This window comes from Antarcticimicrobium sp. (genome assembly GCF_029212575.1).
Taxonomy (GTDB): Bacteria; Pseudomonadota; Alphaproteobacteria; order Rhodobacterales; family Rhodobacteraceae; genus Antarcticimicrobium.
The window spans coordinates 1-24432 of record NZ_JARGPK010000048.1; the positions used below are offsets into that span (position 1 = coordinate 1).

A 24432-nucleotide genomic window follows, 5' to 3' on the forward strand; every position below is an offset into this window, starting at 1 on the left:
GTCGGCCCTGGCGGGGCCTACGACGGGCCAATCATAGCAGAGACGAGACGCATAAGGTGTTCAGCCTTCTTTACCCAAAGAGCCACCAGGGACTTGTTCGCTCCGATCTCTTCCGCCGTTTCACGGATACCGGCCCCGTTATTGATCTTCTCGACGACCTGGTCCCTGCGTGCCTCCGGCCATTTGCGCCTGCCAGCCGACGAGACGGGGACAGTGAAACCCCACACCTTCGTCTCTTCCGGCATCATTCCATCCAACATCACCACCTCCTTTCAGTGTTGACAACAGTATCTCAAACCCCTTATTTTATTGAAACATCAGGTCTCCGCACCGCTTACGAAAGACCTGTTTCGCCAAGTCAACGCCGATGATCGAGACTTCCTTCATAGCCTATTCCTCCTGATCCTGCAGGGATCAATCTGACACAAGTGCCGTCAGGTGGGGCTACCCAACCATCATGAATGCCCATCCCGGTCGAGGAACTGGCCCAGAGCGTCTCGCCACCCAAGACCGCCTAGTCCCCTTAGTAACATTAGCGCCCTTCGATGTTAATCCGCAGTGCCGAACTGCGGACCATCTCAACTCAGGATTACCGTCCGGTAACGACGCGACTCCCTAAATGAGCGCCATCTCAGTTGCGTCATTTTGGAAATTCATTATATTTCAGGGGTTTATGGCGGAGGGGATGGGACCCCCGTCGAACCTTCTCCATAAGCTAAGCTATTGATATTAATTGGCTTAGTCTAGACTCTGCAAGCCAACCCCTGCTTAACGTCTTCAGGCAAGGGCGATGTCCGCCCTGCCGCTTTGGGCTAGAAACGAGTCGTTTGGGGACGAAGCATTCTCCACCCTCACCACTACTTCCATCGAAAGAAGATCGGAATTCGAACCGAGGAACGTGCCTGCCACCGGGGTGACCAGCGCGATGTTCCGGGCAACGGCAAGCGGCACCAGGTTTCCGGACCCGACGTTCCGGTTCGTTGGATCGAAGGCAATCCAACCGGCGCCGGGGATGAATATCTCGACCCAGGCATGTGTAGATCCTGAACCCGCCGACCCAACGAGGCTTGTTTCGGGGTCGGAGAGATAGCCCGAGACGATGCGGGCCCCCAGGCCAAGACGGCGGGCTGCCTCTGCAAGCAGGACGGCGAAATCGCGGCACGAGCCCCATCCCCTCTTGAGAGTCTCGTTGGGCGACTGGGTACCTTCGTCATCTCGGCTCTGATAGGAAATCTGCGTGAACACGCCATTGCTGATGTCCTTCAGCAAAGACAGCGTGTCGGTCGGGCGCGCCATGACAAAGCCGTCGATCCATCTGGCAAGGCGGCCATCGACATCGCCGTATTGCGGCACCGTCAACGCACCAAGGTCCGTCCATTCGTCGGCTGCGTAGACAAAGGGGTACTGGATGGCCGAGGTCGCGATGGCAAAGATCGGCCAGGCTGGCGCGGTCAGTTCCACGCTGGCGCGGCTCTCGATCACCAGATGATCTGTCGGACCATCAAAGACGGCGGTGGCGATAGCGTTGCCAGCCACATCATGCGCCCAGGTAACGGCTGCCGTCGGCGTAATGGACAGATCGTGCGAGAAAAGACGCAACTCACGCGTTTCGCGTGGACGCAGCATTAGCCTGTGCGGTCCGAGATAGACCGCCTGACGGTATCGGTAGGTCGTAGTGTGAAGGATGTCGAGGCAGGCCAAAATTTGGGGGTCCAGTATGGTTCGAGCAAGACGGCACGCAAGTCGATCCGGATCAGCGGCGGCGCGATGATCCGGAGCTATCGGGCACGGCGTTTCGCCAGGCGTTCAATCCCTTGCAGCGCCGACAGATCCGCTCTCCGAACCCTTCGCTCCAGAAATGGCTTTCGCACCGCAGGCATTGACGTTCCTGCGGAACATCGCGCCGGGCCCGAACGGTCGTAATGTATAGCCGTTCGCCTTCGGCCATGGCCTCGTCCGACATCAAGTCTGTCCCGCGACTTGGCGGCCTAGCGATCGCGGCAGTGTTTCCGATCTTGAAGGCATTCCTTCGTTTTCGGCGGCCTGGATTGACGCATCGCCCCGCGTTTTTTTGGTGGTCGTCGCCGACGTCGGCATATTCTGATCGGGATCAGGCGTCCCACGCTCAGAATAGAGATGTCGCAGATGCGCCTCGGAGACTCCGTCAGCCTTCATCACGAGGCGCACCGTTGGATCTGCCAGCATTTCCTCGACGAAAAAATCGGACAACGCCTTACCCGTCAGCTTGTCCCTCGCACGTGCGTGGTCCAGGTCGGCAAGGGAAACGGTCAGGGTCCGCGCAAGTCCAGGATGCGATGTCCGGGGATGAAGGTTCACCAGGACGGAGGCCTTCCAGGCTGCGGGATCCTCTTGATCCGGTGGCGAAACCAACTCCGTTTCGATCTCGTACTCTCCTGCCGGGAGCGTCTCGGCAAAGCCTGGAACGGTGAACGGCCGGACGAAAACCGCAACGGTCCTGCTTGTCAGATCTTCCATCGGCGTAATCCTCTCCCTTACTGTTTCTGTTGTTGGCGCGCTCCATGAGAATGGGGCGCGCATCCTGCGCAGGCCTCAAGATGTCTCTTGTTTCGCTGGCGCTTCCTTGCCGGCGGGCTTGGTCTCGTTCTCTTCGGAAGGGGTCTTTGCAGGCTTCAGCTTCAATGCGGCCGCAACCCTAGCGGTCAGGTCCTTGAAGGACATGTCATCAATCCTTTGATTGGCCGGAGCCAACTCCTCATCCATGATGGACCGGGATGTTTGACATCGGTACTTTACATATGGGGATTGGCGACGTGATTTACGATGGTGTATCGAAAAGGAGGCCAAGATCAATCAGGCCAATTCATCTGTCCAGACCTTGAATTCCGTTAACGTATTTTCACCGAATGTCTGGGTCAGCGGCACATCGGCGGCATCGCGCCCGCGCGCAATCAGAATTCTCGCAAACCTCGGCTTATTGTTCCGCGGGTCGAACATATGCCACTCACCAGAGAGAAATACCTCCATCCACGCGGCGAAGTCCCCCGGCGGATGCGGGAGAGGTTCACCGATGTCGCTCAGATATCCGGTGCAGTAGCGTGCCGGAATGTTCATGCAGCGACACAAAGCGATGGCGAGATGGGCAAAGTCGCGGCAGACTCCCTGTTGCTCGGCCATTGCCTGCGATGCGGTGCGCGTCGCTTTCGCCTGCATGTAGTCGAAGCGGACATGTCCGTGCACGAAATCGCAGATCGCCTGGACGCGGGACCAACCGGGTTCCGTGTTCTCGAAAAGTCGCCAGGCTTCCTCCGAGAGAAGATCGGTATCGCAATACCGGCTCCCCTGTAGAAACACGAGTGTCTCGAACGGCAGATCCTGAACCGCGTGCTGCTGCGCGTCGAGAAAGACGGGATCGGGCTGGCCGGTATCGCGGAAGATGCCGTCTGTCGACAGGGTGAAGTCGCCCTCCGGAGCCAGCATGCGCGTACACCAGTTGCCGAAGCCATCCCGGTAGCTTTCGAGCGGCACGCTGGGGGATGTCACGAGATAGTCCGCGCGCTCCAGGTCGCCGAAGCGCGAATAGTGGACGTTCAGCATCGCGATCATGGGCGTCGGCTGTGGAAAGCTGTAGCGCAGACGACACCCTATGCTGACCCGCATGCCAGACGCGCGGCCGCGCTTTGCCATGTCACGATCACCGTCCAAGACTGCACGCCCCGACGGAGAGCCGGAAGTCCCAATAGACTGCGTCCATTTTCAGGATTCTAGAAATCGTCAAGTTCTGGAACCTTCCCAAGCCTTACGAGGAAGCTCGGTTCGCCAACTTCTCCACTGGCGGGATCTTCCGTCACCATGTAGGCGTCCGCGCCTGCGCAATCTTCTGATTGAGCCTCTCGTTCGGCTCTGTTTTGTGCTTCTGAAGCTGTAGAATATTCAAGTTGCTTGGCAATTTTCAGGCCAGTCTGCCCGTTGCGCCCAGCTTTCATTTCAACATAAGTCTGGCAGATATAGTGGATTTTTTCTGGGGATCGCTCTGGGTTTGTCATGGATAGTTCCGTGTGATCGGCAGAGAGTGTTGGGAAGTTCTGGGAGCAGCCCTCGCCGATTTCCGCCAGATTGAAGTGTCCGTTGCCCGGCGGAGCACATCACGCAAACATAGCCGCCGAAGTTCAACTACCGGGTCGAAGCGGCTTTCGAGCGACGCAATTTAGACGCTGCTGAAGTTTTTGTTACAGGTGGCGTGTTTGCTTCTCTTTCAAGGCGGGCGTTGCGCAGTCGGGAATTCTTGGTGTCACGTTGTTCCGTTTGTTCGTCGACCATTTGTCTGACGACACGCGTCGTCTTATCCATCGCGGTTTCCGGTTTGGAGTCATACACTTTGAACAGATTGTTTTTTGTAAGTTTCGTCAATTTTCAGTTTCCTTTGTTGTTGAAGGTCGGCCAGACCAAGCGAGGTCTTTCACACCGACGCCAAGTGGTTGACCTTGCCTTGGGCACGCCGTGATGGGCGCATGGATTGATCGCCCAACAGTGTCACTTCGATGTCCGGCGCGGCCATGGCATGCATCAACGCATTGTAATTCATCTGGAATCTCACCTCGGAACCCACCTTTGGCAGGGTTCGGGGCGTTCCAATGACAAGATGATCACTGGTTGCACCGAGCAATGTGCTTCCAACAGGCATTGAGAGCCCCAGAATGTCGGTGTCCTGATGTCCCATCGCGAGGATCATGCTGGCGGAAGCTCTACTGGCTGTCACAATGCGAAGTCGTTCCCTAGTTGGATCGATGAGGGCGATAGGGAAAGGTGGAGGTTTTGCACCCGTTTCAATAACTTCGGCAACAAGCGTGAAGGCGTCCGTGTGCATCCCGTCGATCCGGTCTCCGGACACAGGTTCAACACCCAGAAGGATCGCTTCACCCAGACGGAGATCGTTGACACGACCCGTCACGTGTTCGCCAAGCGCCCAAGGTAAATTGGCTGAGCTACCACCAGACACGATCTTGAGGAACGGGCCGCACACCCCCTCGATCTCATTGGCGAGGTCGCAAAGAGCCGCCATTTCAGAGGCCGTGGGAGCGCCCCCGTTCAAACACGCAAAGTTTGCGCCAATACCTTTCAACGCAACCCCTGACATTTGCATGACTTGCTGCGCAATATCTGCCAGATTTTCCGGTAGTATTCCGTCGCGCTGATCGCCCATTTCGACCATCAGGACGACACCGTGAACTTTACCGGTGCGGATCGCGGCAGCGGCCAGTGCCGAAATGACCAAAGTCTCTGTGTTATAGCTCACTTCGCAGGACTGAACGACTTGATCGGCCTGGCTTAACATCGGCGTACGGATCAGAGTGATAGGGCCTGTCATGCCTGCCGCGCGTAGCCTTTGCACATTGCTGATACGTGCATCTGCAAGCCCAGCAGCCCCACCATCGAGCATGGCCTGAGCAATCTCTGGATGCCCACAGACTGCCTTGGTCACGCCTGTAACGCCGATCCCACGCAGGCCCAGACGCCCAGCAATTGTCTGTGTGTTGTCCCGTATTTTGCCCAGATCCACTTCGATGCGGGGGCAACTCATACTGCTGCCACGGCAGGCCCATCAGTCAATCCGGGGTACGCGGCTGTTACCATCGCAAGCAGATGTGCAGCCGGCCTGGCCAGTCCATCGGTAACGGACAACCCGAGTTTGTGGGATAGGGCCGCGATGGTTTCGGTGATTTCGACCTCTGTCATGCCTTCGTGATTGAGGGTGACACCGATGACCTTTGTATCGGCAAAGGCTTCGACCAAGGCGATCTCACTGGCGGCAGAAGGCATCGGCATATTGGGAAAGTCACAGCGGTGGGCACGTTTCGGCGCGTGCTGAAGGATGACAGCATCCGGCTGGCTCCCCCGAAGGATAAAGGCGGATGTGCAAAACGCGGGATGGCTCAAAGCACCCTGACCTTCGATCAAAATGACGTCGGGCTGTTCCGCTTCAGAAGCCGCAACAATCGCGCCTTCAAGCTCGCCACAGCAAAACTGGGGCGGTACGGCATCCATTGCGATACCGTATTTCGCGCCCTGCATCAGGCCGGTCTGGCCCGTGCCGACAAGGACCGTCTTGATGCCCCTGGCATTCAGGGTCTGGGCCAATACGGTCGCCGTTGTCCGCTTTCCAATGGCGCAATCGGTTCCCAGAACGGCAATCCGCAGCGCTTTAACACCGGCGACACTGCCATCAAACAGTCGCATGTCCTTGCTGGGTTTCGGCTTGCGGATGTCGCGGATTGTGACATTCCGCATCGATGCAGCGTTGGCTATTTCGCTGTCATCGCTCAGATATTCATGCAACCCACTCACGATGTTCATGCCTAGCTCGATCGCCTGCAGAACAACACCCCGATCCGCAATCGAGAGACGCCCTGTTGAGGGGGCCATCCCATAGATCAACGTATCGGGAAGGGCAGCTTCATGGGCAACTGCGGCGTCCAGATGGCCAAAGATCGGTATGTTGTTGCTGACATCATCCAGAACGGTCCCGCTGTCTTGTCCGCTACAGGTGCTGTCGATGACAGAAAGGATACGATACGCTTGCGAATGGCGCACAAGGCCATTTGCCGTCTTGCCGTCGATTTGCGCGAAATTCCCTTCGCAATAGACGACCGCCGTCGGTGAGGACGTGATCTGCCTGCCTGACGTCAAGCCTACGGGTTTGATCTGTTTCATTGGAGGTGCCTGCGGTCCCCTGATAGGGCGGCGGATGGTATCGACAGTTTCAGATTTGGTTTCCATTGTGGTTCTCTTTCACAGGTTGGCAGGGAGGGCAGAATTGCCCTCACATGTGCATTTTGACTGGGCGTGGCGCCGTGGCGCGCGCCTAGTTGTTAAGGACGCACAGCCCCTTTGATTTTTGGAAATTTTTGTTGCATTCCCAGCGGTTGCCCGACCTGTCCAGATGCGCATTCTCGGGAACGTTTATGAACTCGCATGTCTCGGCAGAGGCGGCGTATCCCCGATCACACTTCCACCCTGAGCCGTAGCCTGCGTCGTCGAAGTATGCATTTGCGGGGATCGCGACGGCTTCACACAGACCAGCCTGTTCAAAGAAGCCGCGCTCACATGTCCAAGGCTGACCGTATCTTGATCCATTCAGATAGGCGTTGGCTGGAACCGCGATGGCAGTACACCGGTCGCCCGTTGTTTCAAACCCGCGTTCGCACGTCCACGTGGAGCCATATGAGGCATCTGCCAAGTACGCATTTGCTGGCAGCACGATTTCCTGACATGTGTCATCGACCTTGATGTAGCCGCGTAAACACCGCCACCGTTCGCCTGAGGGGTCCAAGAACCCACCTTCGGGCACCTCTACTGCAACGCATGCAGCTTCATCGGTTCTGCGAAACCCATGCAGACATTCCCAACCGGATCCGTAGGACCGGTTCGTGTCATATGCGTTTTGCGGCACGACCACAGCGACGCAGGCATTCTCGTTCAGGCGGAATCCAATATCGCATTCCCATCCATCACCGTAACTTTTGGCACTGGCGTTCTCGGGCATTGGTTGCGAACTGGTTTGGGCAATCGCTGGCGTTAAAAGCAGTGTGACCGCCAAAATCGAACCAACAAATAGGGCAATGATCGTTGGTTTTTTTGCAGGGGCGCAGGCAGCGATTACATGTGGACCGTGAGGCTCTGTAAGTTTTGATTTACGATCCATCTAGTTCAAGCTCCGCAAGACACGCGCTTGCGAGATCCCGGCTCGGGGCATCAGTGCCCGGCATTGTGGCCCAGCCTGTTTCCATCATCGCAGTGCGCCGCTGAAAACTGGAAGCTTCTTGAAGTGTTGCCAGTATCGAGGCGCGTTCTGCATCGGCTTCTGAAAGGCCCAAACAGACCGGCACCATGGCCAAAGTGACTTGCTCTGCGGCAAAGTTATCAGCCATCTCCTGGGCACCGCCTGCAGTTGTCCAGCCGCCCCAGGTGAAGCCAAGAATAGAGACGGCAACCGCACCAACCAAGGCACCATAGACACCGGGTTTCGTCCATTCGGGAATATTCATGTTTCATCCTCCTGCGGGGAAAGCGCCGCATCGCTATGATCGTTCTTCTTGTTTGCGCCCTGGTCCCGGCTCAGCGCCTCTTTCAGATCACTGTCAGATGTTGCGCGTAACTCGGAGCGTCCCGCATGACGGCCCCTGCCGCGCACCGTCAGGTAGGTCGCCGTCCGACGGTAGGCCTCGAAGCTCAATCCCTGCAGAAGCTCTTCTTCGACGAGAACTTCGTAATCTCCAGCGGGCAGTTCGCCCGGGTATCCCGACAGGGTGAACGGGTTCGAAAACGTCACCGTCGATCTGGTCGACCGCATGTTCATCTCTGGTCTCCGCGAATTTGGCAGATTCGTCGCTCATGACTGTCGATGGCCCCTTGGAGTCCGGGCCCGACCTGTCGAACGCTTTCGCCTTTTGTAGCCCATGCTCGTTAGTCTGGCGCTGACACATGTTAGTCCCCGGCACCGCGACGGTTGCAACTGCCTGGGCACAATCGCCAGCACTGACCTGTGTAAGGGCGCCGGGACCGACCTGCGCGTATCCTTTGGGAAACAGGGGCGATCTGCGTTCCTGCAACCAAGGAATGGAACGACGATGGCCGACGCCAATGTACTCAACCCGCACCCACCCGAGTTTGATCGGTTTCTCTATGCGTCCGTCGGCGAGGATCGAAACGGATATGTCGTGACGGTCCTCTCCACGCTCGCGCGGCTCGGCCTCGATCCATGGAAAGAAACCGCTGAGTTGGTCGCGCTGGGGCGCGATGCCGCGCGATCACGGTTGGGAAAGCTGCTTGCTCGATTTCCGGATGTTCCCACGCTCGCAAGCGATCACGGCAGGGTCGCACGGGACCTGAGCCAGCTGCTCCCGGATGGCCCGGCGCCAGGTACCCTGAAGCGAGCTGCCTCGACGGTGGCCGTTGGTCGCCCGGGCAAAAGCGGCGCGATCTGGGCCGTGCTCGCGATCATCTTTGTGCTGTTTCAGATGTTTATGGTTGGCGGGTCGGGGTCTGGCGAATGACCGTTTCCACTCAGACATCAACGCCAATGGGTCATTCTGCGCACAAGACCGGGACGCTTTCGCCGCGCGAACAGGGCGTTCTCTGGGACATGGAGGAACACTTCTGGACCAGTGGCGCCGACAACGCGCGGGCGACGACAGCGAACAACGCCATCATGATCTTCCCTTATCCGCCCGGCATCCTCCAGGGTGACCAGATCTGGACCCATCTAAAGCAGAGCACCGGCTGGCGCTCCGTCGTCATGGCCGAACGTCGCGTCACGCGGTGTCATGACATTGCCATTCTCACCTACCGTGTCTCGGCGGAGAAAGCCGACGTACCGATCTACAAGGCACTCTGCGCCTCAACGTACCTCAACGATGACGACACCTGGCTGAGGATCTCCCACCAGCAGACCATGGTGGCCTGAGTGCCGCAGTGTCATTCGACCTGCCGCACGCGCCGGGACTAACCTGCGTCAGTGCGGAGGTGCGTTGATATCGACTAGGTGAGATGTGCCCGCCGAATATTTGGTAAGGCATTTTTTCCGAGTACCCGAGAAGCATGCGGGCGTGTCAGACCTCAAAAGGTCAGCATGTCGGCGTGCTTCTTATTTCTCGGAACGTCCAGAAAGGACAATCCCAATGACACCCGAACAGACCAAGACAGCCGACAAGATGAAGTCAGTGAAAGCCGCCTGGGACAAGGCACCCTCAGGCCCGAAGAAGGATTCGGCGCTGAAGCATTACCAGGCAGCTGAGAAGGCAAACACGGCGAAGAACGACGCCGAGACCAACAAGGAACTCGACGCGGCGACCCACGCCCTCGCCTGACCTTCGGCGTCTGACCTGATCACCGGGGCCGCCCGCCAAACAAGGGAGGGCGGTCCTCTTATTTCAGGAGCGGCCCGGTCTGATCCAGATAGGCCGGATCGAACTCGGCAAGTTCCACCAGCCCGCCATAGTCGTGAAACGTCACATGTCCGTCCCGAAAGGTCACCAGTCCACTTTCGCGAAGCTGCCGCAGGACGCGGTTCACGTGGACCGCGCTCAGCCCCAGGGTATCGGCGAGGTGGTACTGCGTCAGCGGGCATTCGAACCCTTCTTTGCTGCCCATGCCCACCAACGCCAGCCTTGACCCCAGCTCCAACAGGAAATGCGCCATGCGCGCGTCCGCATCACGCCGACCGATCCCGACGAGGTGCTCGACCACCATCGCCTCGTCCCTTGACGCCGCCCACAGAATTGCGGTCGCCAAGCGAGGGGTCTGCGCGAACGCATCAAGAAGATCGCTCGTCAGCACTTCGGCAGCCTCGATGTCCACGATAGGTTCGAAACTGTGGTCCGAGGTGCGCAAGAGAACGCTTCGCAACCCCAGAAAATCCCCCGGCACCTGGAAATCCACGATCTGGCGCGTCCCGTCGGCCTGTAGCTTGTAGGAACAGACCCAACCTGCAGAAAGAATATACGCGGCCTGAGACGACTGGCCCTGATGCACCATATCGCGCCCCGCGACGAAGGATCGACGACGCTGGTGCAGTCGTTCAAGGACGGCCAGCTCGACCTCCGACAGAGCGACGAAGGCCGAGAGCTTGCGCGTCAGAGGGCTGTGTTCAGCTGATGTCATGGGTCCTCCCGGCATGCTTCTACCCAAAAGCAAGACTCGGCCCGGACACTGCTCTGGATCAGTCCAGAATAACGCACTTCCTGCGATAAGTACGGATGCATCTGAACCTCGCCTTTCCCCGGTTCGCGATGCCAAGGAAGGAAACCCCGATGTCCACGGCGAGCGACCATGCAGGCCAGGCCGCCCTATCGATCTGCGAGGCGCTCCTGCTTGCCATGAATGATCGCGGGCTGCTGCCGGAACACGAGATCGTGGGGGTTCTTCGCGACGCGGCCGCGACACACGAGAACGCCGTCGGCACCGAACTCGAAACGGAGAGGCACCGCGCCGTCGCGGACTTGATCAACGCGATCATCGCTGGCGGCAACTCGGTTCGACGCTTGTGAAATCGAGCTTCAACGAACTGCAGGAGCAGTTATGGATATTCATTGATTGGTCGCAGAAAGATATTTTTGAGGCGCCATTGTAGAGCCCCTGCTGAGCCATCATTTCGATAACATTGGCACTCCGGTATGGCGAGTGCCAATGCCTATCCGAACATCGCCATGCTCCCTTGGACATATTAAGAAGGAGCACTCTGGTGCCGTTCACTCCACTCCACGACCGGGTTCTCGTCCGCCGTATCGAAGGCGACGCGAAGACCTCAGGTGGGCTCATCATCCCTGACACCGCAAAAGAGAAGCCGCAGGAGGGTGAGATCGTCGCGGTCGGCGCCGGCGCCAAGGACGAGGATGGCGAGCGCATCGCCATGGACGTCAAGGCTGGCGACCGGATCCTGTTCGGAAAATGGTCCGGGACGGAAATCAAACTCGATGGCGAAGACCTCATGATCATGAAGGAGAGCGACATTCTCGGCGTCATGGCCTGACCCCGACAGCGACGCCGAAATTTCACTCTCAGGAGCACCCAATCATGTCCGCCAAAGACGTCAGATTCAGTACAGACGCCCGCGACCGCATGCTGAAAGGCATCAACACGCTGGCCAACGCCGTGAAGATCACCCTTGGACCCAAGGGCCGGAACGTCATCCTCGATAAATCCTGGGGTGCGCCGCGCATCACCAAGGACGGTGTGACGGTCGCCAAGGAAATCGAGCTGTCCGACCATTTCGAAAACATGGGCGCGCAGATGGTCAAGGAGGTCGCGCAGCGCACCAATGACGAAGCTGGCGACGGAACCACTACCGCGACCGTGCTCGCCCACGCGATTGTCCGGGAGGGCATGAAGTCGGTCGCGGCCGGCATGAACCCGATGGATCTCAAGCGCGGGATCGACAAAGCCGTCGCATCGGTTGTGGCCGAGATCAAGACCATGTCCCGACCCGTCGGCGACAGCGACGAGATCGCGAAGGTCGGCGCCATTTCGGCGAATGGAGAAGTCGCGATCGGCCGTCAGATCGCAGATGCGATGGCCAAGGTCGGCAATGAAGGCGTGATCACCGTCGAGGAAAACAAGGGACTGGAGACCGAAACCGAAGTGGTCGAGGGCATGCAGTTCGACCGCGGCTATTTGAGCCCCTACTTCATCACGAACGCTCAGAAGATGGTCGTCGAACTGGAAGACTGCGTCATCCTTCTGCACGAGAAAAAGCTGACCTCGCTGGCCCCGATGGTGCCCTTGCTCGAAGCGGTCATGCAAGCGGACAAGCAGCTCTTGGTTGTCGCCGAAGATATCGATGGCGAAGCGCTCGCCATGCTTGTCGTGAACAAGCTCCGCGGCGGGCTGAGGGTCGCGGCCGTCAAGGCACCTGGCTTCGGGGATCGTCGCAAGGCGATGCTGGAAGACCTTGCAATTCTTACGGGCGGCCAGGTCATTTCAGAAGTACTCGGAATTAAGCTCGAGAACGTCACGTTGGACATGCTCGGCACGGCGAAAAAGGTCGCGATCACCAAGGATGACACGACGATCATCGACGGCGGCGGCGCCAAGGACGCCATCGCGGCGCGCGTCACCCAGATACGGGCGCAGATCGAGGACGCCATCTCGGACTACGACAAGGAGAAGCTGCAGGAACGGCTGGCCAAGCTTGCCGGCGGCATTGCCGTGATCCGGGTCGGCGGGGCAACCGAGATCGAGGTGAAGGAGCGCAAGGACCGCGTGGACGATGCGCTGAATGCTACCCGCGCTGCGGTTCAGGAAGGTGTCGTGCCCGGTGGCGGCGTGGCACTGGTTCACGCTGGCAAGGTGCTGGCGACGCTGAAAGGTGAGAACACTGATCAGGATGCCGGCATCAAGATCGTGCGCCGCGCGATCCAGGCACCGCTGCGCCAGATCGCCGAAAATGCCGGGGTCGACGGATCGGTTGTCGTCGGAAAGGTGATCGAGAACGACAGCCCGAGCTTCGGTTTCGACGCGCAGGCCGAGGAATACGGCGACATGCTGAAGGCAGGTGTCATTGATCCGACGAAGGTCGTCCGGATTGCACTCGAAAACGCAGCGTCGATTGCCGGGCTATTGATTACAACCGAAGCGATGGTCGCGCAAAAGCCTGAGAAAGCTGGTGCCCGCAGCGAAGTGTCCGACATGGGCGGAATGATGTAATCGCCCGCATCTCATTGGCAGGGCCCCTGGGGCGCCAAATCGCAAACTGACGAAGGCCAAGGACGAAAGAAAAGCATCAGAAACAGAAATCTGGATCAGGAGGATCTGACGTGTCAAAAGGTGACAAGAAGCGTGGAAACAGAGAAGCGAAGAAACCCAAGAAAGTGAAGGAAAAGGTCGTTGCGACAGCCGACTTCACGAAGGGCAGAGCCCTGAACAATATTGGCGAGCACAAGAAGAAATAGGTGTCGGTCCACGTGACTTTATATCACGAAAGATGGAGCCAGATGGCAGTGGGAGAAGCAGCGGCTTGCTGCATCAGGCAGCCTCTGGGCCGCAAAAGAAGCAACGGTGAAGAGTTGCCGAAGAAAATACGCAACACGCTTGTTTGATCGAGAAGTCGCGAGTTAGCGAATGCAATCCCGCGCCTGCTCTCGCATCACGGCGTAGTCGCTGAGCATCTCCACGATTGCTGATCCCTCGCGCAGCAGGACCAGCTCCTCTGCCGCCCGGACCTGAAACTCCCCGCTATATTCCACGACCGGTGGACATGCCGCCAAGCTGCGAGTTTCAAAATCCGCCTTCACGCAGCCGGTCAACCAACTGGCCCCGATCACGAGGACGGCGAGCCGCCGCCTCCAGCATCCTTCGCTGAACTTCATCAGCTTTCTCCCTAGCTTCAAGGCGTTCCGCCAGGCGACCAGCGCGCTCGCCGGAGCGGCGCAGGGTCAGCAAGAACAGAAGAATCGCAAAAACTGTGACGCCGTAGCGGAGCGCTGCGCGTGCCCATGCCGATCCAACGAGCGAAGCGAAAAGCTCACCGATCATCGCTGCCCCCGCTTCCAATCATCGAGGCGCGCGTAGATCGTGACCGCAATGCCCGCGACTGCCACGGCGATAAATACCCACCGGAGCGTGTCAAGATACGGCACGAGCGGCAGGATGGCGGATTGGGTCTCCGCGAGGACGCTTTGCGCGACCTCGACACCTGCCGCGCCCAGCGTCGCCACTCCGGCCGCCCCGCCGCCCTTCATGGTGCGACTGTCGGCCAGCACTTCGCGCGCGGGCGGCACGTCCTCGGCGAAAGCTGTCGCCCGGACCGGAAAGCGCTCTCCCCACTGGCGGGTGGGTCCGAGATCGACATGGATGAAACCCGAGCGCGGATAGAAGCCGAACCCAAGGAACCCGACTGCGCGTGCCGCCGCCTCGAACACGACCGGGTCATGGTTAGACATTGCGATATCGAAGGCCGCGCCATCCATGTGCTTGGACCGCGTCGCGCCGCCGACGGCGCGGTTGTGCTCCGGGCTACGATATGCGGACCGCACGATCAGCGGCTTGCCCAGCCGGTCGCGCAGCGCCTGCAGCTTGTCCAGCGCGGGTTCGTTGATCAGCAGCTTACCAGTGCCACGGCATGCGATTTCGGCGGGCGAGAAATTGGGCCAGCGCCAGGTGCCTCCCGGCACGTCACGCCAGTGATCGTAAAAGGTCGTGGTCATGGTGTCCTCCAGAAACAAAAAAACCCGCCACAAGGGCGGGTCCGGGTTGGCAGATGAACTGAGGCGAGCGCTTTTACGGACCGCCGCCGAAGATCTTGAGCTTCAGTGCAATTCCGGCGAGGAGCGCCAGCATCACGCCAGTAGTGATGAGATGGACGGCCGTCTGAACGGCCGTGCGCCGCACGAAGCGGATGCAGTCGAGCAGTGAGCGAAGATCGCGGATGTCGAGGACCGCGTCCTTGCCATCGATCCCGGCGTCGGCCAGCGCCCGTTTGGCCCCTGCTTCAGCAGCGCGCGTCAGCATGGTCTGGAATTCGATTTCGGACATGCGCATGTCGCCCTGATCGGCGCGAGGTGGCGTCATGACGAGACAATCCCGGCTTCTGTCGGCAGCGCGGCCGTGGTCCAGGCCGTGCTGTCGGCCGGGTTCACGTCCCAGGTCGAATAGACCGGACTGGCCAAATCGGGCGACGGCGTACCGGGCGACGCATCATAGTCGACCCCGCCGATCCGCAGGAACCCCGCTATACCGGTTGGCCCTGCCGTTCCGAGCTGGGCCAGCTGCTTCACATGCACGCCCGCGATGGCTGAAGCCCCGGCAGGCCCCGTTGGCCCCGCCAGCGAAAACGACAAGCGCTGACCGGCGATGTCACTTGCGGCGCGGGTGGCGATGTCGCCGTCCTTCACCGCATCGACCCCACCCGAAAAGGCGTCATAGGTCGCGACCAGATCGGGCGTGCGCCGCGCGAAACGCCGCCCGATGGTCGAGACGCCGTCGAGCACTGCGATGTGGGCGTAGTACCAGGTGGCGGGGTTGTAAAAGTCGAAGAGGTAGAGGTTGCGCCAGACGCAACGGACGGGCCGTCCCTTGGCGCCCGTGTTGGCGGCGGTCGCGCTGCTATGCATCACGCCGTCGACGTAGAACTCGACGGTGATGTTGGCACCCACGGCGATCTTCACATCGATCCAGTATGTCTGGTTCGTCGCCGCGACGAAGGAGGAAGCCCCATCGACATTCGTGTCACCCATGGCCATGGCGTGGTACTTCTCGTCGTCCCGCTCGGTCCGAACCTGGCCGACCTGCCGGTTCGCCGCGTCGTAGAACTCGAGGAAGATGCCATCCTGAGCGATGATGTGGGCATTGATCGACGGCGCCCGGAAGCGGAACCCGATCCAGACATCGCCCGTGGGTTCTGCCCATGTGGCCGAGAATGGCACGGACGAGCCGTTGTTGGCCGTGATCTTGACCGCGTTGACGTCGTATGCCGGATCGAACCCGGCGGCGTCAGCGCTGATGCGGCCCTCGATGCCCGCAAGGTCGGTGACCTGGTGTCCAAGATGGAGAATGTGGCTCATGGAAGTACCTCGATGTAGAGAGCGGCCTCGGCGGCCGTGAGGCGGGACTGACCGCCCCATTCGTTGAAGATATCGATGTCCGGGATGGTGAGGCGCGCGTCACTACCAAAGCCGATCCAGAGGACCGCCTCTGCGATGGTCAGCTGTACCGCCCCGCCGCGATCAAGGAAGATTACTGTCTCGGCAACGGTCAAGCGCGCGTCGGCCCCGATCTCGGTCCAGGCGGAGACCTCGGCGACCTTGATGCCGTCCGGCATGAACAGCCGGATCGACCGGGCTTGCCAGGCCTCGTAGCTTATGGTCCCGGTCGTGCGGCGAGCCTGCACCCAAACCTCGAAATGCTTGGTGCCTGTGGGCGCTGCGAGGATCGGGACATCCTCCTTGTTCAGCGTGACGCTGTTGGCGGCACCCACGTCGATCACGGCGGCCGGTGGCTCGATGGTTGCGTCGGTATCGGGATCGACCCAGCGGATCTCGACGGCGTAGGTAACGCCGGGTTCCGGCCCGATATCGCCTGCGTCATAGGCATCGAACACGCTACTGGTCTGGGTAAGCCTGTCGCGATGGGACCAGGTCAGAAGGACCGGCCCGAGGTTCAGGACGTTCGGATTCACGACCGACACACCGTTGCCCCGCAGATCACCGGGCGGAAGCGGTCGGATGGCGCGGCTGGCCAGCGTCACGGCATCTTCGGGTGCCTGTGCCAGCGGCAGCGTCCCGAAGCCGGTCTCGGGCAGCATCTTGATCGTGACCGTTTCTCCGGCCGCAAAGCCCGCCTCTGATGCATTTGCAAGCTGCTGCCAGCAGATGACTGGCGTGCCTGCGGTATGGGCTTGCGGGACAGTGTCGAGACAGCCGCGCCCGACAGTCAGCGCGGTAGCACTTACCCCATCGATCCGGACCAGCTCATCACCGATCACGGCCAGCGTGCCGATGGCCACGTCCCCGAGCCCGGTCCAGCTGCCGACGGTAAGCACGCGTTCGGCCGGATCGTTACTGACGTCTGACACAAGCAGCGCTGTCGGCACAAACTCGACCGCCTCTTCCAGCGTGTAGCCCGCCCCGCTGTCGCTCCAGACCTGCGCAGAGAGCGCATCGGCCGAGGGACGTTCCCCGGCCGCAACGATCGCACCCACTCCCGGATCCTCCTCGAGAAGCGCGTCGGCTTGTGCATGCCCCAACTCCTGGACCAGCAGCCAGTATGGTGCTTCGGCAACCCAGCGGCGGGTCAGCGGCTTGGGCGGCAGGATCAGGCTGCCGGGATCGCCGCTTTCGCCGCCGACAAGGGCAGTCTCGCCAAGCGCGAACACATCCTCGGCGACCCTGAGGCGCACGCCATTGGCGCGCCCGTCGCCATGGTCGATCTCGACGATGCGAACCACGACGCCCTCGAGCCCGCGCCGAGGATTTGACAACACGATCACGTCGCCCGGATCGAGCTCGGCGCCAACGCGGGAGACCGTGATCTCGCCCGACAGGATCGGTGCCGACAGCGCCCGTAGATCGCGTTCCGCGACCCGGACGGCAAGGGACTCGAAACGAATGCCCGGATAATCGACCGTCGCGCTCACGACCTGACCGAGGTCCTGGACGAGCGCGGTATCGGTCACGCTGACCGATCCGGTCTGGTCGGTGCGGGCGTCAGAAAACTTCGCCGTCACTGAGTTCACGAGATCAGCGGCCTCGCGACGGCCTAGCTCACCCCAGTCGACGACATTGGTCTCATCGAAGACCGGCAGCGTCTCAGGATCATAATCGGCGCGGATCAGGCGCAACTCCCAACGACCAGAGCGGCGGTCGACATAGAGATAGGCGTCGATGTGCTTCAGCACGTCGGCAAGGAAATCCTCGATGGTCGATTCCCGCTGCCAGAGCAGCGACAACCCGAAGCCTTCGGAAAAGAGCGCGTCCGCGGCGACAGCGAAGCTGGGGCCGATGTCGGCGAAGGTATGTCCAAGGCCCCAATCCCCGTTGGTCAGACACTCCCGGATGATGTGGGCCGGGTTCATGTCGGGGCCCTGCCCGAAGGCTGCGCGCAGCGAGGCCACCAGTGCATCGGGATCGCCGGGCGGCACGACCGGCACGCCATCAACGGGCGTGTTGTCGATCTGGGCGGTGGCGCTGGTATCGGAGAGCGCGATGTTGAAGGCGAAGACATCGACCTCCGAGATGCCGGAGAGCGTTGCAATGGCGGTCTGGAGGGTCGAGGCCGGGCTCGGTTCGCCGTCGGTGACGAAAATCAGGATGCGGCGTTTACCGCCCGATCCATTGAAAAACGCCCCAGCTTGGCTGACGGCGACGCCGAAATCCGTGCCGCCGCTCACCGAGCTCGAGAGCGCATCGACCCAGTCCTGGAGCTCGCCGTAGGCCGTGGCATCGGCGTCGCGCCGCAGGATCGAGCCGGATACGGTGGAGTTCCAGGTGACGATCTGGACGTCGTTCGGCTCCAGGGCGTTCTCGCCGATCTCTTCGACCAGACGTGAGACGGCAGCGATTTGCGCCGCCATGCGCGATCCCGACATCGAGCCCGAAGCGTCCATGGCAATGTAGATCGCGGCATCCCCGATCCGCACTTCCGGTACGATCTGCGCTTTTTCAGGATACCATTGCGGGCCGCCGTCCTCGGCCTGCAGTATCCGCGTCAGGCGCACCGACCACGGCTTAAGGTAGGGATTAAGGCCGAGAAACACCTGCCGCAGCACAAGCGAGCAGATGCCGCGATAGCCGGGCACATCGGCCCCGGCATTGGCGGCGAGATAGTCGTTCTGTGCCTGGCTCGGCGCGCCCATCAGCACGTCGATGTCGCCGACGATCCCGCCTTCGCGCTTCTCGCCGCCGAAGAGATCGGGCTTGTTGATCCGGATGCGTCCGCCCGCAGCCCCACCGTTCAGGCTGGGCACGCTGGCTGCATCCGACACCGCCACCGATTGGGCCGTGAAGGCCGTTGCCGCAGGCTCGACGAGCCAGGTGGTGATGCCGCTGCCCGCATCATAGCTCACGGCCTGCACGGTTACGGTGCGGGTCCCGTTATCCGTCAGAAGCTGCAGGTCATAGCTTTGACCAAGCCGGATGCCGGTGAGCATGCCCGGGAACCGGACCTCGGCCACGCTGTCGCCCTCTGCCGCCGCAGTGGCGGACATGGCGGTGACCGTGCCGTAGCTCGTCAACGCGCCGACACCGGTTCCTTGCGACGTGCTCTGACCCGTTCCAATCGACCAGGCCGTGCGGTCATCGACCCTGATCTCGCGGATCGCATCCACGGGCCCATGACAGAGCGCCAGATGCGCCCCGAGCGAATAGCGGTACCCGACGGTTTGGCTCTTTGAACGACCACCCATGGCTCAGGTCTCGCTTGCCGTGCGCGTGGTCCGCTTCTCGGCCTCTGCGATCACACGGAATGCCAGCGCGTCACCGGTGGCAGCCAGCACGTCGGCAGGCAGCCCGTCTGCGAGGAAGGCCTGCCAGTCGAGGCCATGGCGCCGAAACCACGGCCGCGCGCCCTGAAAGCAGAGCCGGGAGGCGCGCAGGTCCTGCACGGTGACGATCAGATCTTCGCTCATTTCTTGCCGCCCTTCTTGCGGATCGGATCGACCTTGAGATCCCCGGCCCAGACGACATTCGGGCCACGCAGCAGCATCGTGCCGAAGACCACAGGGATCGGACGGCCTTCCTCGGCCGTCGGCAGGTCGAAATCATCGAGCCCGGCCGCCTTCGGGGCCTCGGTCTTCGGCTTGGGCGACAGCGCATAGGAGATCGCCGTCAGCACCAGGCTGGCGACGATCTGGACGACGAAATTCCAGACCATGATGGGTTCTCAACTGAGGGTCAGACGATGCTGGTGCCGCCAAACGGATTGCGCCCGGGGATGTCGGGAAAACCGCCAAAGTTCAGCAGGTTGCCGAACTTGGCCTTGCAGGTGTCGCGCCGCAGATCACAGCCGGGGGCGATCTCGACGAGCGCCAGGGCTTCGGGATCATCAATGGCCGCCTCCAGATCGGGCATCCGGCCGGAAAGCGTCAGTGCATCTCCGACATGCCCAGCGATGAACCCCAGAAGGCCCGCGTGGCGCAGCACACCGCCCCGGAACCAGCCGTTTGGCAGCAACGCGACCTCGGGGACGGTGATCGTGAGGCCCTGATGCGCGCTGGCTATGCCCCCGACGAAAAAACTCTCGATGTCGAGACGGCAGCCCCGGGAATAAAGTGCGTGGCGACAGAGCCGCTGGTATTTGGCGCGGACGCCCTCGCGGCGCATGGATGTGAACAGGGATTCATAGCGCAGGGTGATACGCCGCCCCTCGACCCGGGCCGAGACGACCCGGCCCTTCCAGTGTGCAACCACCTCCGTTGGCACCTGTTCGTGCCCCCGGAAGATGGTGAGTGTCGTGAGCGCCCGGCCGCGGGGCCCGAGATAACGGCGCGCGAAGGGATCGGAGAGCGGAAAGGTGACGCTGAGGTCGACCCGGCGGGGATCACTGCTCTGAACGACGGAGCCGTGACTGACCGCTGAAGGGTCCCAGATCAGATCCTCGGTCTCGTCGGCGATGGCCCCAGCAGGCGAGGTCCAGGCGCTGGCTCTGCTGGTGAACCGCCACACCTGATCACCCTCGGCAAAGAGATACAGGAAATACGGCCGCCCTTCGGCGGTCGAGGTCTCGGCAAGATCATAGGTCATCCGGGTATCTCGATCAGGCTAGCCGCGAACTCGGAGCGATTGCCGAAGTGTTCCAGTTCGATCCGATCCGTATCTAGCCGTACCTGGGTGAGCAGGTGGATGGGCGTTGAGACGGGAATGCTTTTGCCCGGCGCCGCAATGGTCAGCCGGATCCCGAGCGCGTCATAGACGGCGTTGGTGATCTCGCGGAACACTGGGCCGGAGGCGAGATCGAACATCACATGCCGTCCGATCCAGCCGCCGGTATCGGCGGTTGCCGTGACGACCACGGAGGTGGCCGAGGGCGTGACCGAAGCCTGCAGGGCCAGTTCCCAGCCCCAGGTCGGAAGCCAGAAGGCACGTTGGCGGCCGCGCAGGCTGCGTAGCCAACGGCGGCGCATCCAGCGGGCCGCACCCCGGTCAAGGAGTGTGATCGTTGACCGCCGCTGGACATGGGTCAGCACAGGTTCGATCAAGATGGGACCGAAGCCGTTGTCGATGTATTCAACGGTCTGCCCAATTGTCTCCCCCAGCGGCTGGCGGAGCACGGCCGGATCGGTCAGCACATCCAGACCCAGATGGGTCGCGTAGCTGCTGGCAGACAGGTCGGTCCCAGTTTGTAGGGTGAAGGTCGCCGTGACCGTGCCTAGCCCCTGGCGCCGCCTGTTGATCTCGAGGGGTCGCGTCAGGATCCCGACGCCCAGCGGCGCCACAATCGGATGCACAAGGCTCACGCCCGCAGGCGCGGCCAACTCCAGCCGGTCCGGCAGGACCGCACTGACTTCGACAAGATATGCCGCACCTCCGTCAGCTGCGATGACGGCCTTTCCCGGCGCTTCGAACGCTCCCTCGCCGGTATCGACGAATACAGTGAGGTCGGCAACATCCACGGCCGAGGCCGCCGGGCGCGCCATATGCCAGAGCGGCACCGTCCACTTATCGACCAACCCGGCCCGGACAAACTCGGCGGCACGTGCGAGGTCAACGGCATTGAGGAGATGCGAGACCGTCAGGATCGACCGCGGCACGCTGCGCAGCGCGATCCGCTGTTCCGCTGCCTCGGTGATCAGGGTGTCGGTGCTCCATTCCAGCACTTCGGTCACCGGTTGGCGCACAGCGAAGGGCCAGAGCCTAAGCATCGAGGCCTCCCCGGTTGCGCCGGATCACGTTGACGATCAGCCGCTCGCCCGCAGGCGTTGCCAGATAATCGCCGACAATAGAGGGATCGAGCACGTTGACAATGCGGGTCGCGGACTGCGCACCCTGACCCTCGCCACTCGACTCAACGCCCAACCGACCGCCCCGACCACGCCGGAGCGGCAGGATGGCCTCTGGGCCTGCCTCCCCCATTAGACCGATCCCGCGCGCAAAGGGAAACACCGTCGGGCGCGAAACGACGCCACCGTTGGCAAATGCTGTGATTTCGCCAGCCTGCCCAAAGGCACCGCCGCGCGCGAAGGTGCCGCCCATGCCGAAAAGTCCGCCGAGGGCGCTAGAGAGCCAGCCAAAGAGACCGCCGCCGCCACCGCCCGACCCGGACAGAGCCCGGAACAGTGCGTCCTCGATCGGCTTGAAGGCGTTATCAATCAGACGGTTGGCCAGGTTCTGCGCGATCCCCGATATTGCGCTCGCGAAGGTCTGCCAGCTCAGTTCGCCCGACTTCAGCGCCTCCTTGATCGGCCCGGTAATATCGTCGGCCAAACCCCGCGCGATTTCTTGCGTACGCTCAACCGCCGCGCGCGCAGCGTCCCAGGACTGACGCGCGACATCAGCAGCGCTCTGCAGCGCACCTCCCGCACGACCGGCCGCAGCCGCTGTTTCATCGAGCGTGGCTGCCGGGCCACCGGTTTCATCTTCGGCCAAAGCAGCGTCGAAGCGATCCGCAGCTGCCGTGGCTCCATCCAGCGCCGTCTCGGCCTCGGTTCCTGTAGTACGCATCGCAGTGCGCAAAGCCTCCATCGCTTCGAGCGGCTGCAGGGCGCCATCGGCGAGCGTCGCGGCAGTCTGTCTCCAGGCCTCGGCTGAGGCGGCGGCATCACTGGCTGCTCCTGTAAGTCCCAGATCCGGCACCGCCAGCGGGTTGTCCGCAAACGCACCGGCAAAAGCATCTTGCGCTGCGTTGGCCGCTTGGGTCGCAGCGCCTGCAAAGCGATTCTCAAGCTGTCCAAGATCGAGATCGGCAATCAGGCCGATCCGCCGCTCAACGCCGAGCGCTTCGAGACCGGCGTTCACGCCGTCGATGAAGCCGTTGATCCTGGAGACGACGCCGTTCAGCATCGCCTCGACGCCTTCGATCAGGCTGTTCGCCGCCTGAAACGCGAGATCACCGATGGCGGCGGGCAGCAGCGCCCAGACGGCTTTGATCGCCTCAAATGCCCCCTCAAAACTGTTCACGGCCGCATTGGCAAAACCGACGACGCCCTCGAGCGCGCCCTGCATCGCGGCAGCCGACGCTGCGTGCACGTCCGCAAAAGCCGCCATCGCAGAGGCTGCAAAGCTGCCAGCGCCCATCTTGATCCGTTCCCACACCTCGCTCACAAGGCTGCCCAACAGCGCCATGGCATTTCCGAACCCACCAGCGCCAGAGACAAGCTGGCCGAATTGGTAAATCAACTCACCCGCGCCGACGATGAGCGCCCCGATCCCGGTGCGGATCAATGCGCCGCGCATCACAACCAGTGCCGTCGCAAGGCCGCGTACGGAAATCGCCGCAGCCGCCATTCCGGCCACCCAGCGCCCCGCCAGGAGAGCCGCAAAGGTCGCGGCGTAGGTGGTCAGACGGCCGATATTGTCGAATAGACCCCGGATCGCAACCCCCAGCGGTCCGGTTCGACTGGCTACGGACGCCATGGCATTTGCGACCGCTTCGAGCGCGGGGGCTGCGGCAACCGCTAACTGGTTCGACAGCCCGCGCCAGACGAGGCCGAGACGCGAGATCGCATCATTGGTGCGTTCGATCTGGTCGGCATCCTGCTCTGACACGACCACACCGAAGGCCAGAACATCCTCGGTCGCTTGACGCAGCGTCGCGGTGTCGATACGCGACATGGCGATCGAGCCTTCTTCGCCAAAGAGCTGACCCGCGACGGCCGCGCGCTCAGCGACCGGGACAAACTCCTCGATGGCCGCGTTGATCGCCCCCACCCGCTGATCCAACGGCAGGGCGATCAGTTCACTGGCCGATAGCCCCAGCCGGTCCAGCGCATCGGCAGCGGGACCAGTCCCGGCGGCCGCCTGGCTCAGCCGCCGCGTCAGATCCTTGGTCGCCTGTTCGATGCCGGATATGGAGACACCGGCCAGCTCGCCCGCACGCTCCAGCGTCTGGATCGACGCGACGGTGGTGCCGAGCGATTGCGCGAGCTTGGCCTGCGCATCCACCGTTTGAAGCCCCGAGCGGACCATAGCGACGCCAGCAGCAGCGGCTGCGACGACTGCAGCGGCAGCGGCAATCCGGACCCGCCGCGAGAAAGCCGCAAGCCTGGTGTTGGCCGCTTCCATCTCTCGACTGAGCCGTCCGAACCCGCGCGCGCCAGCCTCGCCGACACCTTCCAGCTCGGCGCGCACCTGTCGGCCGCCCACCGCAGCAAGGCGGACAGAAACGCGCTTCTCAGCCATTGGAATGATCCATCTGTTCGTTCAGTTTTGCCACCATCACCGCCTCAACGGCGGGCAGCAGTTCGGCCATGGCCAAGGGCGGAATGCCAAGTGCGTCACCAAGGGCGAGCACCGCCGACATGTCCCAGCC

31 protein-coding genes are annotated in these 24432 nt (G+C 61.6%); 7 read left to right on the forward strand and 24 right to left on the reverse strand.

What is annotated here, in order from left to right; genetic code table 11:
* Positions 1 to 17: 17 nt before the first annotated feature.
* The 12 genes from P1U75_RS09390 to P1U75_RS09445 all read right to left on the reverse strand — a co-directional run bounded on the left by P1U75_RS09390 (position 18) and on the right by P1U75_RS09445 (position 8335).
* Positions 18 to 260, reverse strand: coding sequence for a transposase (locus P1U75_RS09390; RefSeq protein WP_300242462.1), 243 nt, complete (start codon positions 258 to 260; stop codon positions 18 to 20).
* Between the two features lie 517 nt (positions 261 to 777).
* Complete coding sequence (locus P1U75_RS09395; protein ID WP_300242465.1) at positions 778 to 1701, reverse strand: transglutaminase family protein; 924 nt, start codon at positions 1699 to 1701, stop codon at positions 778 to 780.
* A 261-nt stretch (positions 1702 to 1962) separates the two neighbouring features.
* On the reverse strand, positions 1963 to 2496 hold the full coding sequence (locus P1U75_RS09400; RefSeq protein ID WP_300242467.1) for a hypothetical protein: 534 nt from the start codon (positions 2494 to 2496) through the stop codon (positions 1963 to 1965).
* A 75-nt stretch (positions 2497 to 2571) separates the two neighbouring features.
* Complete coding sequence (locus tag P1U75_RS09405) at positions 2572 to 2700, reverse strand: hypothetical protein (RefSeq protein WP_300242469.1); 129 nt, start codon at positions 2698 to 2700, stop codon at positions 2572 to 2574.
* Positions 2701 to 2832: 132 nt separating this feature from the next.
* Entirely contained in the window at positions 2833 to 3666 is an 834-nt protein-coding gene (locus P1U75_RS09410; protein WP_366915010.1) for a transglutaminase family protein, read from the reverse strand.
* A 77-nt stretch (positions 3667 to 3743) separates the two neighbouring features.
* A complete protein-coding gene (locus P1U75_RS09415) occupies positions 3744 to 4025 on the reverse strand; it encodes a hypothetical protein (protein WP_300242471.1) in 282 nt (93 codons plus the stop codon).
* A 127-nt stretch (positions 4026 to 4152) separates the two neighbouring features.
* Positions 4153 to 4389: a hypothetical protein gene (locus P1U75_RS09420; protein ID WP_300242473.1), complete on the reverse strand. Its 237-nt coding sequence runs from the start codon at positions 4387 to 4389 to the stop codon at positions 4153 to 4155.
* A 49-nt stretch (positions 4390 to 4438) separates the two neighbouring features.
* The gene (locus P1U75_RS09425; RefSeq protein WP_300242475.1) at positions 4439 to 5560 is read right to left on the reverse strand and encodes an alanine/ornithine racemase family PLP-dependent enzyme; all 1122 of its coding nucleotides are present in this window, start codon (positions 5558 to 5560) and stop codon (positions 4439 to 4441) included.
* Complete coding sequence (locus tag P1U75_RS09430) at positions 5557 to 6756, reverse strand: DUF1611 domain-containing protein (RefSeq protein WP_300242477.1); 1200 nt, start codon at positions 6754 to 6756, stop codon at positions 5557 to 5559. The genes P1U75_RS09425 and P1U75_RS09430 overlap by 4 nt, the downstream gene beginning before the upstream one ends.
* Before the next feature lie 85 nt (positions 6757 to 6841).
* Positions 6842 to 7681, reverse strand: coding sequence for a hypothetical protein (locus tag P1U75_RS09435; RefSeq protein ID WP_300242479.1), 840 nt, complete (start codon positions 7679 to 7681; stop codon positions 6842 to 6844).
* Entirely contained in the window at positions 7671 to 8024 is a 354-nt protein-coding gene (locus P1U75_RS09440; protein WP_300242481.1) for a hypothetical protein, read from the reverse strand. Before P1U75_RS09440 ends, P1U75_RS09435 begins: the two co-directional genes overlap by 11 nt.
* Complete coding sequence (locus P1U75_RS09445) at positions 8021 to 8335, reverse strand: hypothetical protein (RefSeq protein WP_300242483.1); 315 nt, start codon at positions 8333 to 8335, stop codon at positions 8021 to 8023. Before P1U75_RS09445 ends, P1U75_RS09440 begins: the two co-directional genes overlap by 4 nt.
* A gap of 271 nt (positions 8336 to 8606) precedes the next feature.
* On the opposite strand from P1U75_RS09445, the gene P1U75_RS09450 reads away from it, so the two are divergent.
* From P1U75_RS09450 to P1U75_RS09460, 3 genes are all read left to right on the forward strand, one after another.
* A complete protein-coding gene (locus P1U75_RS09450) occupies positions 8607 to 9032 on the forward strand; it encodes a hypothetical protein (protein ID WP_300242485.1) in 426 nt (141 codons plus the stop codon).
* Positions 9029 to 9442 carry a hypothetical protein gene (locus tag P1U75_RS09455; RefSeq protein WP_300072581.1) on the forward strand — a complete coding sequence of 138 codons (414 nt, stop codon included), beginning with the start codon at positions 9029 to 9031 and terminating at the stop codon, positions 9440 to 9442. The genes P1U75_RS09450 and P1U75_RS09455 overlap by 4 nt, the downstream gene beginning before the upstream one ends.
* A gap of 214 nt (positions 9443 to 9656) precedes the next feature.
* Complete coding sequence (locus tag P1U75_RS09460) at positions 9657 to 9845, forward strand: hypothetical protein (RefSeq protein ID WP_024809152.1); 189 nt, start codon at positions 9657 to 9659, stop codon at positions 9843 to 9845.
* A gap of 58 nt (positions 9846 to 9903) precedes the next feature.
* On the opposite strand, the gene P1U75_RS09465 is transcribed toward P1U75_RS09460, so the two are convergent.
* Complete coding sequence (locus tag P1U75_RS09465) at positions 9904 to 10638, reverse strand: Crp/Fnr family transcriptional regulator (RefSeq protein ID WP_300242489.1); 735 nt, start codon at positions 10636 to 10638, stop codon at positions 9904 to 9906.
* 149 nt (positions 10639 to 10787) lie between these two features.
* Between P1U75_RS09465 and P1U75_RS09470 the strand changes: the two genes are divergently transcribed.
* The 4 genes from P1U75_RS09470 (at position 10788) to P1U75_RS09485 (ending at position 13424) form a co-directional block, all read left to right on the forward strand.
* Positions 10788 to 11024 (forward strand): hypothetical protein, encoded by a 237-nt coding sequence (locus P1U75_RS09470; protein ID WP_300242683.1) that lies wholly within the window; start codon positions 10788 to 10790, stop codon positions 11022 to 11024.
* 194 nt (positions 11025 to 11218) lie between these two features.
* Positions 11219 to 11506 (forward strand): co-chaperone GroES, encoded by a 288-nt coding sequence (locus tag P1U75_RS09475; RefSeq protein ID WP_300242491.1) that lies wholly within the window; start codon positions 11219 to 11221, stop codon positions 11504 to 11506.
* 44 nt (positions 11507 to 11550) lie between these two features.
* A complete protein-coding gene (groL, locus tag P1U75_RS09480; RefSeq protein WP_300242493.1) occupies positions 11551 to 13179 on the forward strand; it encodes a chaperonin GroEL in 1629 nt (542 codons plus the stop codon).
* 110 nt (positions 13180 to 13289) lie between these two features.
* Entirely contained in the window at positions 13290 to 13424 is a 135-nt protein-coding gene (locus P1U75_RS09485) for a hypothetical protein (protein WP_300242495.1), read from the forward strand.
* A gap of 162 nt (positions 13425 to 13586) precedes the next feature.
* On the opposite strand, the gene P1U75_RS09490 is transcribed toward P1U75_RS09485, so the two are convergent.
* From P1U75_RS09490 to P1U75_RS09545, 11 genes are all read right to left on the reverse strand, one after another.
* On the reverse strand, positions 13587 to 13841 hold the full coding sequence (locus P1U75_RS09490; protein WP_300242498.1) for a hypothetical protein: 255 nt from the start codon (positions 13839 to 13841) through the stop codon (positions 13587 to 13589).
* A gap of 162 nt (positions 13842 to 14003) precedes the next feature.
* Positions 14004 to 14678, reverse strand: a complete 675-nt coding sequence (locus P1U75_RS09500) for a D-Ala-D-Ala carboxypeptidase family metallohydrolase (RefSeq protein WP_300242502.1) — start codon at positions 14676 to 14678, stop codon at positions 14004 to 14006.
* A 73-nt stretch (positions 14679 to 14751) separates the two neighbouring features.
* Complete coding sequence (locus P1U75_RS09505; RefSeq protein ID WP_300242504.1) at positions 14752 to 15006, reverse strand: DUF6127 family protein; 255 nt, start codon at positions 15004 to 15006, stop codon at positions 14752 to 14754.
* A gap of 32 nt (positions 15007 to 15038) precedes the next feature.
* On the reverse strand, positions 15039 to 16034 hold the full coding sequence (locus P1U75_RS09510) for an FscB (RefSeq protein WP_300242506.1): 996 nt from the start codon (positions 16032 to 16034) through the stop codon (positions 15039 to 15041).
* A complete protein-coding gene (locus P1U75_RS09515) occupies positions 16031 to 19372 on the reverse strand; it encodes a phage tail protein (RefSeq protein WP_300242508.1) in 3342 nt (1113 codons plus the stop codon). The genes P1U75_RS09510 and P1U75_RS09515 overlap by 4 nt, the downstream gene beginning before the upstream one ends.
* A 3-nt stretch (positions 19373 to 19375) precedes the next feature.
* Positions 19376 to 19594: a hypothetical protein gene (locus P1U75_RS09520; protein ID WP_300242510.1), complete on the reverse strand. Its 219-nt coding sequence runs from the start codon at positions 19592 to 19594 to the stop codon at positions 19376 to 19378.
* Positions 19591 to 19839 (reverse strand): hypothetical protein, encoded by a 249-nt coding sequence (locus P1U75_RS09525; RefSeq protein ID WP_300242513.1) that lies wholly within the window; start codon positions 19837 to 19839, stop codon positions 19591 to 19593. Before P1U75_RS09525 ends, P1U75_RS09520 begins: the two co-directional genes overlap by 4 nt.
* Before the next feature lie 20 nt (positions 19840 to 19859).
* Positions 19860 to 20708 carry a DUF2163 domain-containing protein gene (locus P1U75_RS09530; protein WP_300242515.1) on the reverse strand — a complete coding sequence of 283 codons (849 nt, stop codon included), beginning with the start codon at positions 20706 to 20708 and terminating at the stop codon, positions 19860 to 19862.
* Entirely contained in the window at positions 20705 to 21790 is a 1086-nt protein-coding gene (locus P1U75_RS09535) for a hypothetical protein (RefSeq protein ID WP_300242517.1), read from the reverse strand. Before P1U75_RS09535 ends, P1U75_RS09530 begins: the two co-directional genes overlap by 4 nt.
* A 28-nt stretch (positions 21791 to 21818) precedes the next feature.
* Complete coding sequence (locus P1U75_RS09540) at positions 21819 to 24302, reverse strand: phage tail tape measure protein (RefSeq protein WP_300242519.1); 2484 nt, start codon at positions 24300 to 24302, stop codon at positions 21819 to 21821.
* Positions 24295 to 24423, reverse strand: coding sequence for a hypothetical protein (locus P1U75_RS09545; protein ID WP_300242521.1), 129 nt, complete (start codon positions 24421 to 24423; stop codon positions 24295 to 24297). Before P1U75_RS09545 ends, P1U75_RS09540 begins: the two co-directional genes overlap by 8 nt.
* Positions 24424 to 24432 lie beyond the last annotated feature (9 nt).

Excerpts from the sequence above, each read along its gene's own strand:
- P1U75_RS09390 (WP_300242462.1), bottom strand. The coding sequence starts at position 260 with ATGTTGGATGGAATGATGCCGGAAGAGACGAAGGTGTGGGGTTTCACT.
- P1U75_RS09400 (WP_300242467.1), bottom strand. The coding sequence starts at position 2,496 with ATGGAAGATCTGACAAGCAGGACCGTTGCGGTTTTCGTCCGGCCGTTC.
- P1U75_RS09405 (WP_300242469.1), bottom strand. The coding sequence starts at position 2,700 with ATGTCCTTCAAGGACCTGACCGCTAGGGTTGCGGCCGCATTGAAGCTG.
- P1U75_RS09410 (WP_366915010.1), bottom strand. The coding sequence starts at position 3,666 with ATGGCAAAGCGCGGCCGCGCGTCTGGCATGCGGGTCAGCATAGGGTGT.
- P1U75_RS09415 (WP_300242471.1), bottom strand. The coding sequence starts at position 4,025 with ATGACAAACCCAGAGCGATCCCCAGAAAAAATCCACTATATCTGCCAG.
- P1U75_RS09425 (WP_300242475.1), bottom strand. The coding sequence starts at position 5,560 with ATGAGTTGCCCCCGCATCGAAGTGGATCTGGGCAAAATACGGGACAAC.
- P1U75_RS09430 (WP_300242477.1), bottom strand. The coding sequence starts at position 6,756 with ATGGAAACCAAATCTGAAACTGTCGATACCATCCGCCGCCCTATCAGG.
- P1U75_RS09435 (WP_300242479.1), bottom strand. The coding sequence starts at position 7,681 with ATGGATCGTAAATCAAAACTTACAGAGCCTCACGGTCCACATGTAATC.
- P1U75_RS09440 (WP_300242481.1), bottom strand. The coding sequence starts at position 8,024 with ATGAATATTCCCGAATGGACGAAACCCGGTGTCTATGGTGCCTTGGTT.
- P1U75_RS09445 (WP_300242483.1), bottom strand. The coding sequence starts at position 8,335 with ATGAACATGCGGTCGACCAGATCGACGGTGACGTTTTCGAACCCGTTC.
- P1U75_RS09450 (WP_300242485.1), top strand. The coding sequence starts at position 8,607 with ATGGCCGACGCCAATGTACTCAACCCGCACCCACCCGAGTTTGATCGG.
- P1U75_RS09455 (WP_300072581.1), top strand. The coding sequence starts at position 9,029 with ATGACCGTTTCCACTCAGACATCAACGCCAATGGGTCATTCTGCGCAC.
- P1U75_RS09460 (WP_024809152.1), top strand. The coding sequence starts at position 9,657 with ATGACACCCGAACAGACCAAGACAGCCGACAAGATGAAGTCAGTGAAA.
- P1U75_RS09465 (WP_300242489.1), bottom strand. The coding sequence starts at position 10,638 with ATGACATCAGCTGAACACAGCCCTCTGACGCGCAAGCTCTCGGCCTTC.
- P1U75_RS09470 (WP_300242683.1), top strand. The coding sequence starts at position 10,788 with ATGTCCACGGCGAGCGACCATGCAGGCCAGGCCGCCCTATCGATCTGC.
- groL (WP_300242493.1), top strand. The coding sequence starts at position 11,551 with ATGTCCGCCAAAGACGTCAGATTCAGTACAGACGCCCGCGACCGCATG.
- P1U75_RS09490 (WP_300242498.1), bottom strand. The coding sequence starts at position 13,841 with ATGAAGTTCAGCGAAGGATGCTGGAGGCGGCGGCTCGCCGTCCTCGTG.
- P1U75_RS09500 (WP_300242502.1), bottom strand. The coding sequence starts at position 14,678 with ATGACCACGACCTTTTACGATCACTGGCGTGACGTGCCGGGAGGCACC.
- P1U75_RS09505 (WP_300242504.1), bottom strand. The coding sequence starts at position 15,006 with ATGTCCGAAATCGAATTCCAGACCATGCTGACGCGCGCTGCTGAAGCA.
- P1U75_RS09510 (WP_300242506.1), bottom strand. The coding sequence starts at position 16,034 with ATGAGCCACATTCTCCATCTTGGACACCAGGTCACCGACCTTGCGGGC.
- P1U75_RS09515 (WP_300242508.1), bottom strand. The coding sequence starts at position 19,372 with ATGGGTGGTCGTTCAAAGAGCCAAACCGTCGGGTACCGCTATTCGCTC.
- P1U75_RS09520 (WP_300242510.1), bottom strand. The coding sequence starts at position 19,594 with ATGAGCGAAGATCTGATCGTCACCGTGCAGGACCTGCGCGCCTCCCGG.
- P1U75_RS09525 (WP_300242513.1), bottom strand. The coding sequence starts at position 19,839 with ATGGTCTGGAATTTCGTCGTCCAGATCGTCGCCAGCCTGGTGCTGACG.
- P1U75_RS09530 (WP_300242515.1), bottom strand. The coding sequence starts at position 20,708 with ATGACCTATGATCTTGCCGAGACCTCGACCGCCGAAGGGCGGCCGTAT.
- P1U75_RS09540 (WP_300242519.1), bottom strand. The coding sequence starts at position 24,302 with ATGGCTGAGAAGCGCGTTTCTGTCCGCCTTGCTGCGGTGGGCGGCCGA.
- P1U75_RS09545 (WP_300242521.1), bottom strand. The coding sequence starts at position 24,423 with ATGTCGGCGGTGCTCGCCCTTGGTGACGCACTTGGCATTCCGCCCTTG.